The sequence below is a fragment of the Aequorivita sinensis genome (assembly GCF_006346335.1).
In the GTDB taxonomy this organism is placed as follows: Bacteria; Bacteroidota; Bacteroidia; order Flavobacteriales; family Flavobacteriaceae; genus Aequorivita; species Aequorivita sinensis.
In genome coordinates this window covers 541,491-555,467 of sequence record NZ_VDMC01000002.1, presented here as the reverse complement: position 1 = coordinate 555,467, position 13,977 = coordinate 541,491, and the positions used below count along the sequence as shown (strand labels likewise).

At 33.4% G+C, this 13,977-nt stretch carries 15 protein-coding genes; 8 read left to right on the top strand and 7 right to left on the bottom strand.

Features of this window, described 5'->3' with window-relative positions; translation table 11 throughout:
• The 4 genes from FHP04_RS05545 (at position 1) to FHP04_RS05530 (ending at position 3,833) form a co-directional block, all read left to right on the top strand.
• Complete coding sequence (locus FHP04_RS05545) at positions 1–915, top strand: patatin-like phospholipase family protein (protein ID WP_139854988.1); 915 nt, start codon at positions 1–3, stop codon at positions 913–915.
• Between the two features lie 182 nt (positions 916–1,097).
• Positions 1,098–1,766, top strand: coding sequence for a hypothetical protein (locus tag FHP04_RS05540; RefSeq protein WP_139854987.1), 669 nt, complete (start codon positions 1,098–1,100; stop codon positions 1,764–1,766).
• Between the two features lie 644 nt (positions 1,767–2,410).
• Positions 2,411–3,163 carry a sensor histidine kinase gene (locus tag FHP04_RS05535; protein ID WP_246051392.1) on the top strand — a complete coding sequence of 251 codons (753 nt, stop codon included), beginning with the start codon at positions 2,411–2,413 and terminating at the stop codon, positions 3,161–3,163.
• A 37-nt stretch (positions 3,164–3,200) separates the two neighbouring features.
• Positions 3,201–3,833 carry a response regulator transcription factor gene (locus tag FHP04_RS05530; protein WP_139854986.1) on the top strand — a complete coding sequence of 211 codons (633 nt, stop codon included), beginning with the start codon at positions 3,201–3,203 and terminating at the stop codon, positions 3,831–3,833.
• On the opposite strand, the gene FHP04_RS05525 is transcribed toward FHP04_RS05530, so the two are convergent.
• Positions 3,830–4,354: a DUF7935 family protein gene (locus tag FHP04_RS05525; protein ID WP_139854985.1), complete on the bottom strand. Its 525-nt coding sequence runs from the start codon at positions 4,352–4,354 to the stop codon at positions 3,830–3,832. The genes FHP04_RS05530 and FHP04_RS05525 overlap by 4 nt on opposite strands.
• Positions 4,355–4,485: 131 nt before the next feature.
• Here FHP04_RS05525 and FHP04_RS05520 point away from each other — a divergent pair, with 131 nt between their 5' ends.
• Both FHP04_RS05520 and FHP04_RS05515 read left to right on the top strand, forming a co-directional pair.
• A complete protein-coding gene (locus tag FHP04_RS05520) occupies positions 4,486–5,343 on the top strand; it encodes a hypothetical protein (RefSeq protein ID WP_139854984.1) in 858 nt (285 codons plus the stop codon).
• Between the two features lie 173 nt (positions 5,344–5,516).
• Complete coding sequence (locus tag FHP04_RS05515) at positions 5,517–7,835, top strand: ATP-dependent helicase (protein WP_139855033.1); 2,319 nt, start codon at positions 5,517–5,519, stop codon at positions 7,833–7,835.
• Here FHP04_RS05515 and FHP04_RS05510 read toward each other — a convergent pair whose 3' ends face one another.
• On the bottom strand, positions 7,836–8,708 hold the full coding sequence (locus tag FHP04_RS05510; protein ID WP_139854983.1) for an alpha/beta hydrolase: 873 nt from the start codon (positions 8,706–8,708) through the stop codon (positions 7,836–7,838).
• A gap of 115 nt (positions 8,709–8,823) precedes the next feature.
• Here FHP04_RS05510 and FHP04_RS05505 point away from each other — a divergent pair, with 115 nt between their 5' ends.
• Positions 8,824–9,441: an L-threonylcarbamoyladenylate synthase gene (locus FHP04_RS05505; protein WP_139854982.1), complete on the top strand. Its 618-nt coding sequence runs from the start codon at positions 8,824–8,826 to the stop codon at positions 9,439–9,441.
• A 26-nt stretch (positions 9,442–9,467) separates the two neighbouring features.
• Here FHP04_RS05505 and FHP04_RS05500 read toward each other — a convergent pair whose 3' ends face one another.
• The 4 genes from FHP04_RS05500 to FHP04_RS05485 all read right to left on the bottom strand — a co-directional run bounded on the left by FHP04_RS05500 (position 9,468) and on the right by FHP04_RS05485 (position 12,368).
• Positions 9,468–9,806, bottom strand: a complete 339-nt coding sequence (locus FHP04_RS05500; protein WP_139854981.1) for a tellurite resistance TerB family protein — start codon at positions 9,804–9,806, stop codon at positions 9,468–9,470.
• 126 nt (positions 9,807–9,932) lie between these two features.
• Complete coding sequence (locus FHP04_RS05495) at positions 9,933–10,796, bottom strand: OmpA/MotB family protein (RefSeq protein ID WP_139854980.1); 864 nt, start codon at positions 10,794–10,796, stop codon at positions 9,933–9,935.
• A 100-nt stretch (positions 10,797–10,896) separates the two neighbouring features.
• Complete coding sequence (locus tag FHP04_RS05490; protein WP_139854979.1) at positions 10,897–11,889, bottom strand: glycosyltransferase family 2 protein; 993 nt, start codon at positions 11,887–11,889, stop codon at positions 10,897–10,899.
• Positions 11,890–11,924: 35 nt separating this feature from the next.
• The gene (locus FHP04_RS05485; RefSeq protein ID WP_139854978.1) at positions 11,925–12,368 is read right to left on the bottom strand and encodes a type I restriction enzyme HsdR N-terminal domain-containing protein; all 444 of its coding nucleotides are present in this window, start codon (positions 12,366–12,368) and stop codon (positions 11,925–11,927) included.
• 86 nt (positions 12,369–12,454) lie between these two features.
• On the opposite strand from FHP04_RS05485, the gene holA reads away from it, so the two are divergent.
• A complete protein-coding gene (gene holA, locus FHP04_RS05480; RefSeq protein WP_139854977.1) occupies positions 12,455–13,459 on the top strand; it encodes a DNA polymerase III subunit delta in 1,005 nt (334 codons plus the stop codon).
• A gap of 30 nt (positions 13,460–13,489) precedes the next feature.
• Here holA and FHP04_RS05475 read toward each other — a convergent pair whose 3' ends face one another.
• The gene (locus FHP04_RS05475) at positions 13,490–13,867 is read right to left on the bottom strand and encodes a DoxX family protein (RefSeq protein WP_139854976.1); all 378 of its coding nucleotides are present in this window, start codon (positions 13,865–13,867) and stop codon (positions 13,490–13,492) included.
• Positions 13,868–13,977 lie beyond the last annotated feature (110 nt).

Here is a 13,977-nt window from a genome sequence, read left to right as displayed (position 1 = left end):
ATGAGAGCATTAGTTATTTCGGGAGGAGGAAGTAAAGGAGCATTTGCTGGAGGTGTTGCACAATACCTTATGGACGAACTTCACGAAGAATACGATCTTTTTGTCGGAACCTCTACCGGTAGCCTACTAATTTCACATTTAGCATTAGATAAAGTAGATAAAATTAGAGATGTTTTTACCTCTGTTAATCAAAATAGCATCTTCAATAGTTGCCCGTTTATTATAAAAAAAGACAAGCTAGGAGGGAAGCAGATAGCTATAGATCATTACACGGTTTTAAAAAATTTTATAAAAGGAAAGAAAACCTTTGGAGAAAGTTTAAATCTGCGTAAACTTATTGAAAAGACTTTTACCGAAGATGAGTTTGACATATTGAAAGCTTCATCTAAAGATGTGGTTGTTACCGTTTCCAACCTTTCACTTAATCAGGTTGAATATAAGTCTATATCCGATTTTGATTACAAAGATTTTTTAGATTGGATTTGGATTTCGTCAAACTTCACACCTTTTATGAGTCTTGTGAAAAAGAATGGCTGTGAATATGCAGATGGTGGCTTTGGGAGTATGGTGCCTATTGAAGAAGCTATAAATCGAGGTGCTAAAACTATAGATGTTATAATTCTTGAAACCGAGGTGACCTACTATAACCGATTACCTTCAAAGAATGTTTTTTCGCTTCTTACCAACATGCACACTTTTATGGCCGATAGAATTGAAAAACAAAACATCCGTATAGGGAAGTTTGTAGCCGCTAATAAAGGGGTGATTATTAATATTTATTACACGCCTACTGTGCTAACAACTAATTCCTTAATTTTCGAAAAAGACAAAATGGCTAGTTGGTGGAAACACGGCTATGAGTACGCCCATCACAAAAATGAAGCATTAAGTGAGCTCCGTACTAAAGACAATTAAGCATTAATTAGTCTTCCTTTTCAAATTTCAAAATATAATGGGGGGAAACCCCCTAATCTTTATGTGTATTCCCCGATTTTTATGGTTAATGCAATGTTAGTTGTTTATAAATCAATATAATTGAGTTATATTCACTAATCGTATTAAAATCATCTTTTTATATAACCATAACCAAATTTATTATGAAATCAATTTTTAATTATCGATTATCCTTAATTTGTGTTTTTTGTTTGTCTTTATATAGCTGTCACGAAGGCACAACTACTACTGAACCGCCTTACGAAGGACCTCCTAAAGGACATATTATTACTGTAGAACGTGCTCAAGAAATGTATGACTCTTATTCTCAACGACGAGTTTCAATTATAAAAAAATACGAAGACAGTATTAAACCTACACCAGAGTCATTTGGGGCAACACGATATGCAGAATTCGACCTAGCTACTATTAAACAATATATAGCTTTTATAGAACACGAAGCTAATAGAGCTAAAATTGACGTAAGTACTTTGCGATTTTACTTATCTAATTATCCAAATAGCAATAATTATCCAAATGGTGATGCCGTAAAATACCCTAGACAAAACAGCATTTTCGTTGTGCCAACTATGGATCATAATGGAGAAAACGTCGGTTTTTCGATAGAAGAATTAGAAGGTAAATATACAGCTGTGCCTATCAGAAAAAGGGATGGCGGTAATAATGATAAAAATGAAGTAGTGAATGAAGCTGGTTTTTTATCTTCAAATACTACTACACTTCAAGTTAATACCACAAGTTTAATACTTAATGACGGAACAATAATGCCCCCACCAATACTTGGTTCCAACGACTTTGGAGACAATAACTAATATAATTTAAGATTTGTGGAGGCAGTAGTAAAACCCCTTGAATATATATTCTTGACTTTATACCTGGTTGTATTTGTCATCTCTTTAATTCGTTTTCCGCTTTATAAAGATTCTCCTCTAAAATATTTTCCGCTAATTTTGTTATTTACAGTAATTACGGAGTTTTTAGGGGGGTATATCAGAGATTTTATCGGTACATCGAATTTGATAATCTTCAATATTTATTACTTTTTTTACTTCACCTTATTTCATTATGTGTTTCTAAAAGCTATCGAAGAAGCGCATTTTAAGAAATATATAAAGGTGGGGATAGTTTTATTTTGGATATCTTATCTTCGAGATATACTATTAGTGGATATTTTCAATTATTCGTTTATTGCCTCCTATATAGTTGGTGCAGGAGTATTGATTTTCTGTATAATTCTATACTATATAAGCGTTTTACAATCTTCATTAGTTTTAGTAATCAAAAACGATTTGCTATTTTGGGTAAGCGTAGGCTTGTTTTTGTTTTATATAGGATATCTTCCTATAAAAATTATGAGAACATTGTTTTTTGACCTTACAAAATTTTATTTAATCTTACTTATCATTCAGTTTTCACTTATTATTGTGATGTATTTGTTTTTTCTTATCGGATTTATATGGATGAAAAAGAGATAATCGTACTAATGGCAATTGCGATACCTGTGACTTTGGTTATCATAGTTATTGTGCTTTTTAGTGTGTTCTCGAACAGAAAAAATAAATTACTTAAAGAACAAGAAGAAGCAAAAAAGTCATTTGAGCGCGAATTAGCTGAGTCGCAAATTGAAATGCGAGAAGAAACATTAAGAAACATTAGCTGGGAATTACACGACAACATTGGCCAACTAATGACCTTAGCCAAAATACAATCTCAGTTAGCTGTAGATAAACCTGAGTTATTGCCAGAGGTCTCCGATACCATTGGCCAAGGAATTGACGAACTTAGATCGCTTTCCAAATTGATAAACCCGGAAGCGTTAAAAAGCTTGAGTTTAGTAGAAGCTATTACTCTTGAAATAGAACGATTTAATAGATTGAAATTCATAACTTCAACTTTAGAAGTAAATGGAGCAGTCGTTCCTTTAGAAAGTAACATACAAGTTATCTTATTTAGAATACTACAAGAATTCTTCTCGAACACCATTAAACATTCTAAGGCTTCTAACTTAACAGTAACGCTCGATTATACAGATAGCCAATTGACAATTTGTGCAAAAGACGACGGTATTGGGTTTGATGATAACGATGTGTTTTTAGGTATCGGTCTAAAAAACATGAAAACTCGTGCTAAACTTATTAATTCAACTTTATCTATTAATTCGGAAAGAGAACAAGGGACTACTTTGCATTTAAATTATAACTTTACATAATTTAAGTTTATAAGTGTAATTCTTAATTCCAAAATTTATGAAGTATTCGGTTGTAGTAGTAGATGATCATTATTTGCTTTCTCAAGCCATAGGAGGAATGGTTCAGGGGTTTGAGAAGTTTGATGTGCTTTACTTATGTAAAAATGGGCAGGAATTATTGGATAAACTAAAAGAGCCGAATAATATCCCAGATATAGTTTTGATGGATATTAAAATGCCTATTTTGAATGGTATTGAAACCACAGAAATTATTAATAGGGAATATCCTAATCTAAAAGTTCTAGCGCTTTCTATTGAAGAAGATGAATATACTATATTAAAAATGTTGCGTGCTGGTGCGCGTGGATATCTACTAAAAGACACCAAAAAAGAAATCCTTGAAGAAGCTTTAACAAAAGTAATTGAAGAAGGAAGCTACTACACAAATAACGTTTCTAAAATCCTTACAGGTTCACTAGAAAATGACGTAAGAACTGAAATTAAAGATAGAGAACTGGAGTTTATAAAATTAGCTTGTACCGAAATGAACTATAGAGAAATTGCAGATATTATGTGTTGCAGTTACAAAACAGTAGAAGGGTATCGAGATTCTCTGTATAGAAAGTTAGGAATTAAGAATAGAATAGGTCTTGTGCTTTTTGCAATTCACCACAATCTATTTACACCTTAAAATAGTTCAGACACTTCTTTTTTAACGTATCCCATTGCTTTTTGTGAAGGAGAAACCTCTTCCATAAATTGTTGTAATAAATATTCTCTCATTTTATCCACATCCCCATCCTTCACGTGCATATTTCCTTGTCTAATAATGTTTATAGTAGCGTTTTTAGCCGCTTTTACAACATTCCAGCATTCAACACTTACGTAAACTTGCTGCGTTAAGTTATGGTCAAATTCCTGCTCAATATTTCGCACTAATAGCTTCTCATATTCATCCTTAGCATCCGAAAATGGTTTTACACGTACCAGCAACTTATTTAAATCTATACGCTCTAAAAATAAAGTAAGGCGTTCGTAAGCTTGTAAACGAAGCGGTAACACCTGCTTTTGAGCTTCCTTTTGAATTAAATACCTGCGCCTTCCTTCTTCATTGGCAGTATGTCCTTTAAAAAAATAATATGCCACAACACCTACTACAGCAGCAGGGAGTAAATAGGCAAAATAACTTATAATTTGTGTTGCTTCGTTCATAGTGTTTTTTTAATCACAACAAACTTAATTGTTTTATGAAAATTGACAAGAGATATAATGTTATAAAAATGCCTCAGGTTTTACTTTTTTTAAATTTATAAATATTGATTAAACTTGTTAAAACAAATATTATGAGATATCTATTAATAACTCTTACAATTTGCATAGGGTTAATGCTAGGTTGTAATTCGAAAAATAATAGTAAAACTGAATTTGTAACTTCTGAAGAAATAATAGCAGAAGAGCAGAATTCAAATTCTGAAGCTCAAGAATATATTGAAGAAGCAAATCATTTAGAATATGACCCCTCTAAAACATTGTACTTTAGTCACGCTTTCATCTATAAATATACCGATGAAGATGAATCGAAAGAATTTTGGCTGTATCACAATCCCGAAAATGGACAATTGCTATATGTGCCAGAAGATGAAATGATAGATTTCGTTATAAGTGACCCTGATGGTAATTATTACTTCTTTGGAAATGACGGTCACGGCAATGATATGGTTGATGCTCAATTTGTTGAATGGGTTGCCAATCCTGAATTTTATGATGAAAATGAAACTTATCCAATTTCAGACCAATATGTAAAGCTGATTCCTACAGGAAAGAAAAAAGTACTAAATGAATACTCTAAAATAGATGGAAAAGAAATTATTTCAGAAGAGTATAAATGGGAGTTTACTAAAATGAAAGGGAAGCAGTCTACATTTATCACGAATATGATTCCCATTAATTTTTATCAGGTATATGGATTTAATAAATTAGAAGGTGATATATCGCTGCCGTACTCTTCTTTAGACTTTGTAGGAGTATTTGGTAAAAATCAAACCATAACTGAATTTAAATCTGGAACAACTAAAGTTGAACTCTTATCCTACGAATTTAACCCTTATTTTGTTGAAGCTGCCAACTATCAATATGCTGAGCAACTGCCAAACGGAGATTGGCAAGAGAAAGCTTTACCGCTTTTAAAACCAAAAAAATAATAGGTAATTAGGAATACTGAAAGTTACACTAGTATTTCTCTAGAAATATATATTAATCACGAACTAAGGGCCTTCCTCAAGGGGTGACTTTTTTTTGTTTATAATTTGACTGATAATTTCGGGTTTAAAAAGCTTATAATGGCTAATTTCACACTTTGAAAAAAAGCAAAATTTTGGAAAAGTATTTAGAACAACTTAATGATGCTCAACGTGCGCCAGTACTGCAAAAAGACGGAGCGATGATTGTAATAGCAGGTGCTGGATCTGGAAAAACTCGAGTGCTTACATTTCGAATTGCGTATTTGATGTCGCAGGGAGTTGATCCATTCAATATATTAGCACTAACGTTTACCAATAAGGCCGCTCGCGAGATGAAAGGCCGTATTTCTAGTATTGTTGGAAGTAGTGAAGCTAAAAATCTGTGGATGGGAACTTTCCATAGTATATTCGCAAAAATTCTTCGTTTTGAAGCTGATAAACTTGGCTACCCTTCAAACTTCACAATTTATGACACACAAGACTCACAAAGTGTGATTCGATCTGTGATTAAAGAAATGAGTTTGGATAAGGATGTCTATAAGTACAAACAAGTTTACTCACGTATCTCTTCTTATAAAAACAGTCTGATTACGGTAAAGGCCTACTTCAATAATCCAGAATTAATGGAGGCTGATGCTATGGCTAAAATGCCTCGACTGGGAGATATTTATAAATCATACGTTGATAAATGCTTTAAAGCAGGAGCAATGGATTTTGACGATTTATTGCTTAAAACAAATGAGCTGTTAACCCGCTTTCCAGATGTATTAGCTAAATATCAAAACCGATTTCGCTACATACTTGTAGATGAGTATCAAGATACAAACCACAGCCAGTATTTAATTGTTAGAGCGCTTTCAGATAAATTCCAAAACATTTGCGTAGTAGGGGATGACGCACAGAGTATTTATGCATTCCGTGGCGCGAACATCAACAATATTCTTAATTTCCAGAAAGATTATGACGACGTAAAAGTATATCGACTAGAGCAAAACTATCGTTCTACAAAAAATATAGTAAACGCTGCCAATAGTGTAATTGAAAAAAACAAAACCCGTCTAGATAAAGAAGTTTGGACAGATAATGTAGAAGGAAATAAAATTCTAGTAAATCGAACGATGACAGATGGTGATGAAGGCCGATTTGTTGCAAGTTCGATTTTCGAAAACAAAATGAACCATCAGCTAAAAGAAGGGGATTTTGCAGTTTTATATAGAACAAACGCTCAGAGCCGTGCCATTGAAGATGCTCTACGTAAAAAAGATATTCCTTATAGAATTTATGGCGGATTGAGTTTCTACCAAAGAAAAGAAATCAAAGATGTTCTGTCGTATTTAAGATTAGTTCTCAACCCAAAGGATGAAGAAGCGCTTAAACGAGTAATCAATTATCCTGCTAGAGGAATTGGAGGAACTACAATGGATCGTTTAATTATTACTTCAAACCATTACAATCGTTCGATTTTTGAAGTGATGAAAAACATCGATAAAATCGATTTAAAAATTAATTCTGGAACAAAATCTAAATTGTTAGACTTTGTGGCTTTAATTGAGAGCTTCCAAGTTTTAAACCACAATTACGATGCTTTCACTATTACCGAGCATGTAATTAAAAAAACAGGTTTATACCAAGAATTAAAGAAAGACGGTACACCAGAAGGAATTGCTCGCATTGAAAATATTGAGGAATTGCTAAACGGTATGCGTGATTTTGTGGAGGAGCAAAAAGAAATTGCCGATGCTACAGGTTCGCTTTCAGAATTTATGGAGGATGTAGCCCTAGCTACTGATTTAGATAACGACAAGGGCGACGACGACCGAGTAGCACTTATGACGGTGCATTTGGCGAAAGGACTAGAATTCCCATATGTTTATATCGTTGGGATGGAAGAGGATTTATTTCCTAGCGGAATGAATATGAATTCTCGTAGCGAACTAGAAGAAGAACGACGTTTGTTTTACGTAGCGCTAACAAGAGCCGAAAAACAAGCTTATCTTACCTATACACAATCCCGCTATCGATGGGGAAAATTGATTGATGCAGAACCCAGTAGATTTATAGAAGAAATTGATGAAAGCTATTTGGAATACTTAACTCCAATCACAGAAAATCGATACAAACCTCTATTAAATGCAGATATTTTTGATGAGGTAGATCATAGTAAACTTCGACTTAGAAAGCCTACTGCAGGTAAACCACCTACAGGTCCTACAGAAGAACAACTACGAAAATTACGTAGGCTAAAGCCTGTTACAAGTGATACAAATAAAAATTTTAGCGCAGAAGATGCAAACCTAAGTATTGGAACTATGGTGGAGCACGTTCGTTTTGGAAAAGGGAAAATCTTAAAAATTGAAGGTGTTGGTGCCGATACTAAAGCCGAAATAAACTTTGATAATGGAGGCCTTAAAAAACTACTTTTACGCTTTGCCAAGCTTAAGGTTTTAGATTAATTATTCTGAAACCTTGAGGTAAGTATTTATGTAGCTGCTTATTTGTTCAATCATATTTTCAATGTCACTTTGCGCCCAATCGCCATGGCCACCGTTATAGACGGTAAAGTTATGGTCTATTTCTGCAATATTTAATGCAGTGTTTAAGGTTTCACCGTTTAATAAGGGTACAAGTGTGTCTGTACTTCCATAAAACAATAGCGTAGGACTAGAGGCGTTAGAAACCTGTAAGGCAGGGCTTAATACTTCTGAGTAATTTGTTTCAGGAGGGTATGCAGTTTCATCTACTAATGCAGCCAAGAGAAATGGGAAATTCGGATTCGAACTGTAAAATTCATCTGTAAAATCTGTTGGTCCTACGATATCGGCAATCATCTTTACTTGATTATCTGTGTCATAAACATAATCGTACATAAGCGAGATATGTGCCCCAGCACTAGCCCCAATAAGTGCAAATTCAGGTAATATTTGTAATGCTTCCTTTTCCGATGTTAACTTATTTATTACTTCATCAATGTTTAAAAACTGATTTGGAAACGCAGGAGTGTTGATATCAGCCAACACATAATTAATATTTACTATTGCGTGATTTGGATGTCGTTGCTTTATCTGCGGAATCAAGAAATCCATATCTGCTTTATCTCCTTCAACCCAACCGCCACCGTGAACCAAAACAATTACTTTTGTTTTATCTTCCGAACGATTTGCTGGTAGATAAAGATCGTATTTTTGTTGTGTATGGTTACCATAAGATACATTTAATAAAACTTGCTCATCTTGTGATAGTTCAGGGTTGTTATCATTGTCTTTAGAACAGGAAAAAATGGCTAGTAGAAGTAAAGAAAACAGTAAAAAGAAAAAGTTCTTTTTCATAAAATTAAGTTTGTTGTTTTCTATAACGTAATTATTTTATCTTTATGTTAAGTCAACACTCGATTAGTTGTTATTTCTTTAAAATTGGATTATATTTAAATTAAAATACCGCGCTATGGCTGAATTCATTAAAATTTACGAAGAGAATCCGAATCCTAAGGAAATTAAACGCGTTGTAAAAATTCTTCGCGATGGTGGTGTTATTATATATCCTAGTGATACTGTTTACGCGCTTGGTTGCGATATAAAAAATACCAGAGCAATGGAAAGGGTGGCTCAGCTAAGAGGGGTAAAACTTGAAAAGGCTAACTTTTCATTCGTATGTGAGGATTTGAGTAATCTTAGTGATTATGTAAAACAGATTGATACTTCTACATTTAAGTTGCTTAAGAGAAATTTACCTGGTCCTTATACCTTCATTTTACCTGGTAATAACAACCTTCCTACCGTGTTTAAAAAGAAAAAGGAAGTGGGAATTCGCGTGCCGGATAACGCTATTACTCAGGCAATAGTTCATGAACTCGGTAACCCTATTATTTCTACATCTATAAAAGATGAGGATGAGGTGATAGAATACACAACCGATCCTGAACTTATATTAGAGAAATGGGGTAACTTAGTCGATTTAGTTATTGATGGCGGTTATGGTGGTAATATTGCATCTACAGTAATTGATCTTACCGGTGACGAGCCAGAAGTTATTCGTGAAGGGAAGGGTAGTCTTGAACTTTAAATAATTTATCTTTCTTGAAACACTTGTTATTTTTGTAACAACTGCTTTAACCCACGATAAATATTTTGTTCTAGTATATCCATTTCACCATCTACTAAAAATAATTGTTTAATACTTCTAAAGGCTTCATCAATTTCCTCTTTTGAATAATTAAAACGTTCAATAGTGGTATGTATCTTTTGGATTTGCTGGTAATCGTTATCGTTTTCAAATTCTTTTCGAATTTTTTCAAACTTCTTATCTCCAACTCTAGATTTTATATATTCCTTTTCTTCTTTAGAAACACTAAAATCTGCATGAGCACAGTAGAGTAGTATATACCCTTTAAGCTCTTCGTGAGTCCAAGTTGTGGTAAAATCTTCCATAGCATTTCTCTTTAATTAATTAGCACTATACAAGATACAAAATATCGAGGAGGATTTCCAATTATAAAAAAAACAAAAAACCCAGCCTGTTATGGCTGGGTTTAGTTTTAAAGGTTTTCAGAAAGATTAACTTCCAGAAGCCTCAAGGTTTTTCATTTCTTTTTCAATCATATCGTAGAATTGATCGATCTTAGGAAGTACTAAAATACGAGTACGTCTGTTTGTAGCTCTGTTTTCAGCAGTTGTATTAGGAACTAAAGGAACGTATTCTGAACGACCTGCAGCAACTAAACGTCCTGGTTCAACTCCAAGTTTTTGAAGCTCTCTAACGATAGCTGTAGCTCGCTTCACACTTAAATCCCAGTTGTCTATTAAATCACCTCTTTTTCTATAAGGCACGTTGTCTGTATGTCCTTCAACCATAGCTTCAAAATTAGGCTTGCCGTTGATTACTTTTGCAACTTTACCTAAAATTTCAGTAGCTCTAGCAGAAATATCGTAGCTTCCACTTCTAAAGATTACTTTGTCTGATAGTGAAATATAAACTACACCCTTTTCAACATTTACTTCAATGTCTGGATCGTTTATACCAACTTCTTTCTTAAGACTTGTAACAAGTGCAAGCGTTACACTATCTTTCTTGTTAAGTGCATCTTGAAGACGGCTAATTTTAAGATCTTTTTCTTTTAAACTCTCTAAAGACTTTTCAAGGTTGGTAGCTCCTTTTGAAGTTAACATTGTAAGCTCTTTTGAACTTTGGATAAGATCAGCATTAGTTTGTCTCATATCAGCCAATCTTTCTTCAAGTTGTTTTGCACGAGCATTTAAAGCTGCTCTTTCTGCAAGACAGTCATTAAGTTTAACTGTTGCAGTGTTTAAAAGATCTTGAGTATTTTTTTGTTTTGCTTCAAGCTCAGTGTACTTCTTTTTTGAAACACAAGAAGTGAATACTAAACCTGAACACATTGCTAAAATCAATAGTTTCTTCATAGTTTGTAGGTATTATGTTTAGATTGTTGTTTTAAAATTTAATCAAGAACAAAAATATTAAAATAGCGCTCTAGGAAGAAACGATTAACAATACTTTAGGTTAATGTTTCTCGAAATTTCGTCTTTTTTTTATAAAGTATTGATAAACAATAGATTTTGTTTCGAAATATTCAAAATTTGAAGCATATTCTCTACGTTTTTTAATAAATTTAGGAAGTAAGCCATAAAAACTAAAGTGAGCTTTTACAATTGCCATACAATGTTTGGGTTTTCCTTTCAATAAAAATTGTATACCTGCAACACCATCTAATATAAAACGCACTAAAATCGTTAAAATAACTTCTGAGCCTTTTACATTCTTTAATAAGTTTAAAAGTGAATTACGGAAGTTATAAAAAGTTTTTTTAGGATTTATAGCATCCAATGTTGCACCACCTACGTGATATACTTTCGATGCTCCTATGTACACTACCTTTCCTCCTTTAGAATTTAAACGCCAACAAAGATCAATTTCTTCTTGATGTGCAAAGTAATCTTCATCGAGACCTCCTGCATTCCAAAAAGCAGCAGACCTAACAAAAAGACAAGCCCCAGAAGCCCAAAAAATTGTAGCAGTATCGTTGTATTGACCGCTATCTTTTTCCAAAGTGTTGAAAATACGTCCGCGACAATAAGGATATGCATACTTATCTATAAAGCCGCCGGCAGCACCAGCATATTCAAAATACGCTTTATTTTTATAGTCTAAAATTTTTGGCTGCGCAGCAACGATTGAAGGATTGCTTTCAAATTGTGAAACGATAGGTTGTAACCAATTCTCCGTTACTTCAACATCGCTATTAAGAAGAACAAAAATATCCTCTGAAAGTGTTTTTAAAGCATCATTATAGCCTTTAGCATAGCCACCATTTACACTGTTCTGAATGATTTTAACCGTAGGAAAATTTTCTGAAACGTATTTAATCGAGTTGTCAGAAGAGGCATTATCTGCTACATAAATGGTTGCTTCCTTTGAAAATGCTACAACTGATGGAAGAAATTTTTGTAATAAACTCTTTCCATTCCAATTTAAGATGACTACGGCTACTTTCACGTTGTAAAGATAGATTTTTAGGGGGTATTATGAATTTATTTATAGTTCGGAATGTCTTTTAGGAAAATATAGCGTTCGTTTTCATAATCCATCTGGCAGTAGTAATGCTCTAACCCATTGGAAACCATTAAAAAACTCGCGTTTAAAGCCAGATTGTATCTAGCAATCTGATCAAAAGTGATTTGACTAATTGGTATAGAAGGCGCCTTACATTCCACAATTAGAAAAATGCTCCCGTCATTGTTAAAAACCACAATATCATAACGCTTGGTTGTTTTGTTCAGTTTTAATTGCTTTTCAACATTTATAAGACTTTTTGGGTAGTTTTTTTCTTGTAAAAGAAATTGAACTACGTGTAAACGCACCCATTCTTCGGGAGTGAGTACCACGAACTTTTTTCTAATTTCATCAAAAACCAATGTTTTATTTTCGCTACTTTTGAAGCGGAAGGAATACTGAGGAAAATTCAACTTTTGCATTTGCAAAGATTCAAAAATTAAAATTCAAATTTCAAAATTAGATTTCTTCTACTTAAAATCTTCAATCGTTAACCGTAAATCGTCCAATGCCACTCGACAAAGTAAAGTCCATTATAACTGATATTAAAAACGGAAAAACAAAACCTATCTATTTTTTGATGGGAGAAGAACCGTATTATATTGATGGGATAGCTAAATATATAGAAGAGCATGTTTTATCTGAAGAGGAAAAAGGGTTCAACCAAATGGTGCTTTATGGTCGTGATGTTTCTGTTGATGAAATAATCAGCAATGCCAAACGATTTCCCATGATGGCAGAAAAACAAGTTATTATTGTTAAAGAAGCGCAAGACCTATTTCGCACAATTGAAAACCTTGTGCCTTACGCCGAAAATCCACAACCAACTACTATATTGGTACTTTGTTATAAATATAAAACCTTAGATAAACGTAAAAAGCTCGCAAAAACAATCGCTAAAACCGGAGTTATTTTTGAAAGCAAAAAACTTTACGACAATCAAGTTCCAGATTGGATTAAACGAGTTTTAGCGGGAAAAGGGTATACCATTACTCCCAAAGCAGCTCAAATGCTTGTCGAATTTCTTGGTAACGACTTAAGCAAAGTAAATAACGAATTAGAAAAACTTCAGTTGATTCTAAAACCTGGAGAACAAATTACACCTCAAATAATTGAAGAAAATATAGGAATAAGTAAGGACTTTAATAATTTCGAACTTCAAAATGCAATAGGATCTAAGGATATAAAGAAGGCATTTGCAATTATTCAATACTTCTCGCAAAACCCGAAAAACAATCCGCTGGTAATGACAATTGCATTACTGTATAGTTTTTTCTCAAAATTATTGAAATACCACGCGCTTTCAAACAAAAGTGAAGCAGCGAAAGTACTAGGGGTACATCCGTTTTTTGTAAAAGATTATCAAACAGCAGCAGCAAATTACCCAATGAAAAAGGTGAGTGCAATTATTGCGGCCATTCGTGAAGTTGATATGAAAAGCAAAGGGGTAGGTGCAGCAAACGTTCCACAAGGAGACTTGCTGAAGGAATTGCTAGTAAAGATTTTCAATTAACTTTTATCGTTCAATTCTAAATAGAGCAACTTATTTCTTATCTATAGAAAACTTTCCTGGACCTAGTAAAGCAATTGCAATAAATCCAATTAAGAATAAGATAGCTTTTTCTTTTACTGCAAAAGGGTCATTTGCGTGTACGATAAAAGCTGCAACCGCCATTGTAATAATTACGGGAATTGAAGATAGACGAGTTTTAAATCCAATAATAATTAGAATTGGGAATATTGCCTCGCTAAGTACGGCTAAAATTAAAGAAGCTGGTTCTCCCACACCAATAGGGTCTCTAAAAGTTAAATCCCCAGCAAGTAGTTTCTGCAACTTTGGTAATCCGTGAGTAAGCATCAAACCACCAAAACCTAAGCGTAATAGCAGTAAAGCAATATTGTTAAAACTAGATTTATTCATTCGTTTTTGATTTTATAGATGCTAATATAAATAATTGAATCTAAAAAGCACTAATTCAAAAAATTGGAGCAGCACTTTTTTAAATGTATTTTTGCGAGCCAAATAAACAG

Excerpts from the sequence above, each read along its gene's own strand:
- FHP04_RS05530 (WP_139854986.1), top strand. The coding sequence starts at position 3,201 with ATGAAGTATTCGGTTGTAGTAGTAGATGATCATTATTTGCTTTCTCAA.
- FHP04_RS05510 (WP_139854983.1), bottom strand. The coding sequence starts at position 8,708 with ATGAAAAAGAACTTTTTCTTTTTACTGTTTTCTTTACTTCTACTAGCC.
- FHP04_RS05535 (WP_246051392.1), top strand. The coding sequence starts at position 2,411 with ATGGATGAAAAAGAGATAATCGTACTAATGGCAATTGCGATACCTGTG.
- FHP04_RS05485 (WP_139854978.1), bottom strand. The coding sequence starts at position 12,368 with ATGCAAAAGTTGAATTTTCCTCAGTATTCCTTCCGCTTCAAAAGTAGC.
- FHP04_RS05475 (WP_139854976.1), bottom strand. The coding sequence starts at position 13,867 with ATGAATAAATCTAGTTTTAACAATATTGCTTTACTGCTATTACGCTTA.
- FHP04_RS05505 (WP_139854982.1), top strand. The coding sequence starts at position 8,824 with ATGGCTGAATTCATTAAAATTTACGAAGAGAATCCGAATCCTAAGGAA.
- FHP04_RS05500 (WP_139854981.1), bottom strand. The coding sequence starts at position 9,806 with ATGGAAGATTTTACCACAACTTGGACTCACGAAGAGCTTAAAGGGTAT.
- FHP04_RS05495 (WP_139854980.1), bottom strand. The coding sequence starts at position 10,796 with ATGAAGAAACTATTGATTTTAGCAATGTGTTCAGGTTTAGTATTCACT.
- holA (WP_139854977.1), top strand. The coding sequence starts at position 12,455 with ATGCCACTCGACAAAGTAAAGTCCATTATAACTGATATTAAAAACGGA.
- FHP04_RS05520 (WP_139854984.1), top strand. The coding sequence starts at position 4,486 with ATGAGATATCTATTAATAACTCTTACAATTTGCATAGGGTTAATGCTA.
- FHP04_RS05540 (WP_139854987.1), top strand. The coding sequence starts at position 1,098 with ATGAAATCAATTTTTAATTATCGATTATCCTTAATTTGTGTTTTTTGT.
- FHP04_RS05545 (WP_139854988.1), top strand. The coding sequence starts at position 1 with ATGAGAGCATTAGTTATTTCGGGAGGAGGAAGTAAAGGAGCATTTGCT.
- FHP04_RS05525 (WP_139854985.1), bottom strand. The coding sequence starts at position 4,354 with ATGAACGAAGCAACACAAATTATAAGTTATTTTGCCTATTTACTCCCT.